This window comes from Chthonomonas sp. (assembly GCF_035294165.1).
In the GTDB taxonomy this organism is placed as follows: domain Bacteria; phylum Armatimonadota; class Chthonomonadetes; order Chthonomonadales; family Chthonomonadaceae; genus Chthonomonas.
Window position 1 is genome coordinate 1 of sequence record NZ_DATGLN010000012.1, and the last position, 3,046, is coordinate 3,046.

A 3,046-nucleotide genomic window follows, 5' to 3' on the forward strand; every position below is an offset into this window, starting at 1 on the left:
TGTCCGTTACTCCTAAGACCTGCACAACTTTCAGTGCGGACTCTTGGAGCGTCAACAACTCACGTTCACAAAGAGTGCACCAGAATCCTTACTGCAATTTGCGTGCCAATCATACATAAATATCCCCTATTTTTAGGAAAACAATCATACATAAATATCCCCTATTTTTAGGAAAAACGGAAAAAATTTTGGTTCGTGCCTACAAAAACCCCAAAAAGTACTTGACAGCCACTCGCAAGGGTGATAGAATATCTCTGTCTTTATCAAAAGACGTTTTCCACCTCAAACGAAGCATCGCTAACTTGCAAAGATGCGAGCCTCCGCATCTTTCGCAAAGGTGCTCGTAGAGAACGGAAAACCCCATTATCGCCCCTTTTGATGGCGGCCGGTTCCCCCCGACCGCCATTTTTATTTTTAAAGCCTCGTTTCAAGTCACTTTCTCTGAAGAGGAAACGTATTATTGAAGGGTAATATATAATTCATCTATGCCGGAAATGCGCATCATTCGCTCCATATCCCCGCTTACCCAACAGACAATCGGTTGCTACCCCAGCGCAACCGAAGAGGAGGTCGCCGCCGCCGTTGCTCAGGCGAACAGCGCTCTGCCTCATTGGTCACGCCTGTCGCCTCGCCAGCGGTGCGGCTATCTAAGGCAACTTCGCACGGTGCTGGCCGCTCAAGCAGAACAGCTCGCAACCACCATCCATCAAGAGATCGGTAAGCCGCTACAGGAGGTCTACGGCGCCGAAATTTTGCCGTCGCTTGCAGCCCTTAAATGGCTTGAACAACAGGTTCCCCAACTCCTTCGCCCCCGTCGCCTCCGTCAAACAAACCTCTACCCCCAACCCTACGGCGTCGTTGGCGTCATCGGCACGTGGAACTATCCCCTCTGGCTAAACCTAACCCCTATTGTCTGGGCTTTAGCAGCCGGTAACACCGTGGTATGGAAGCCATCCGAGCTTGCCATCGCTTCGGCCTGCGCTCTGCAAAACTGCTTTGAACAGGCCGATCTCCCCGTTTTTCTTGTGATAGGTGATGCCTTAACAGGCCAATCTCTTTGTCGAAGCGCCATACAGAAGCTTGCCTTCACGGGCAGTTTAACCACAGGCCGCACCATCCTTGCCACACTGGCACAGGGCCCCATTCCTGCCGTCATGGAGCTATCGGGCAATGATGCTAGCGTCGTAACCGCCTGTGCAGACCTGCCGTCTGCAGCACGTTGCCTTGTGTGGGCACGCTGTTGCAATGCAGGGCAAAGCTGCGTCGCGCCGCAACGTATTTTCGTTCATCACCAACGCTATCATGAGTTCCTTACTCTCTGCCAACAACAAATGGAGCGACTGCAGCCCGAACGAGAGCTTACCCCTCTGCGCACTGAAGACCTAAGACGTTCCCTCCATCAGGTGGTTCAAGCAGCCTGTGCTCAGGGTGCCGTGCTGCTTACCGGTGGACACACCCTCCCACGTACCGGTTACTTCTATGCCCCCACGCTCGTCGCCGACTGCACCGACGACATGGTGCTGATGCAGGAAGACCTCTTTGGGCCTGTGCTCGCCGTCGCATCCGTTCGTGACGATGAGGAGGCAGTGGAACGCGCCAATCGCTCGAACTTCACCCTCGGTGCCAGCGTCTGGACAAAAAATAGAAAACACGGCTTCCTCTTAGCTCAGCAACTGCAGGCTGCAGTCGTCACCATTAACGAGGCGGAGCTGCTTGTCGCCGCAAACCCCGCAATCCCTTTTGGCGGATGGCGTCTAAGTGGTTTTGGCAAGCAACGCGGGCGCGAGGGCCTAGATGAGTTTTTGATATGGAAGGCCGTTCATGTCACGTCCCCTTCAAAACAGAGATACCATCTTTTTCCTTACTATGGCGCCAATGTGCGAATACTTCGTTCGTTTGTAAATCTTTATAACCCGTCTTCGTTCTACATACGCCTTAAAGGGCTTCTCTCTCTGTTCACCGCAGTGGAAAGCTGGAGAAGAGAACACCGACAATCTGTTAAAAACACTCATCGAGGTGATGGATAATGCGGATCGCAGTTATTGGGGGCGGTTTGGCGGGCTTAGCTGCAGCCGTGCGCCTAGCGCACGCCGGGCATCGCGTAACCCTCTACGAAAAAAATAGCCATCTCGGCGGGAAGATGAACGTCTGGAAAGCCAACGGCTTCACCTTTGATATGGGCCCTACCATCATAACAAAACCGGAAGTAATCGAGCGCCTGTTTCTTGCCGTAGGTCGTCACCACGAAGACTATCTTAACCTCGTTGCCCTTGATCCACAATGGCGCGCTTTTTTCGCCGATGGTTCTCACATTGACCTATACTCCTCTCTGCATCGAATGAACTCCGAACTGCAGAGGTTTGCACCACAGGAAGTGGCCAACTATCTCCGTTTCCTTAGTTACAGCCATCGCATGAACTCGATCGCGGAGCAGTGGTTCTACTGGAAACCTTACGGCAGCCTGCACGATCTGATGACGGCCAGCCCGATGAACCTGCAATCGGCTCTTCTTGCCCTTCAAATGGATCCTTTTACCACCATGCATGGTGCAATCCGCAAGCACTTCCGCGATGAACGGCTTGCACAGCTGTTCGAACACTTCGTACAATATGTGGGTTCTTCTCCGTTTGTGGCCCCGGCCATTCTCTGCCTCATTGCATGGGTTCAAATTGGCCTCGGATGTTGGTACCCCATGGGAGGTACCGGAGAAATTGCCGGGGCTTTAAGCAGACTCTGTAATGAGTTTGGAGTGGACATTCGCCTTAACACCTTCATCGAACACATCGAAACCGCCGACGGCAAGATCGTCGGAGTGCTCTCCTCAGGGGGTCAACTCGAGCGTTTCGATGCCGTTATTGCCAACTCCGATATCGTGCATACACTCGCTCGGCTCCTCGATGCCCCTGAAGCCAAAGCGTACCTCACAAAACGACAAAAGCAACTCGAGCCGGCCTGCTCCGGCATTGTGCTCTACCTCGGATGCAATCGCACATGGCCCCAACTTCAACACCACAACTTTTTCTTCTCTGCCGATAGCGATGCCGAG

General features: G+C 53.1%; 2 protein-coding genes. Both read left to right on the forward strand.

Features of this window, described 5'->3' with window-relative positions; translation table 11 throughout:
- Positions 1-485: 485 nt before the first annotated feature.
- Entirely contained in the window at positions 486-2,027 is a 1,542-nt protein-coding gene (locus VKV29_RS00265) for an aldehyde dehydrogenase family protein (RefSeq protein WP_324199290.1), read from the forward strand.
- Positions 2,027-3,046, forward strand: a 1,020-nt coding sequence (locus VKV29_RS00270; protein ID WP_324199291.1) for a phytoene desaturase family protein, incomplete at its 3' end; no start/stop codon positions are given. The genes VKV29_RS00265 and VKV29_RS00270, both read left to right, overlap by 1 nt.

Bases quoted from the DNA above. Each gene is read 5' to 3' on its own strand.
- VKV29_RS00265 (WP_324199290.1), top strand. From the start codon at position 486: ATGCCGGAAATGCGCATCATTCGCTCCATATCCCCGCTTACCCAACAG.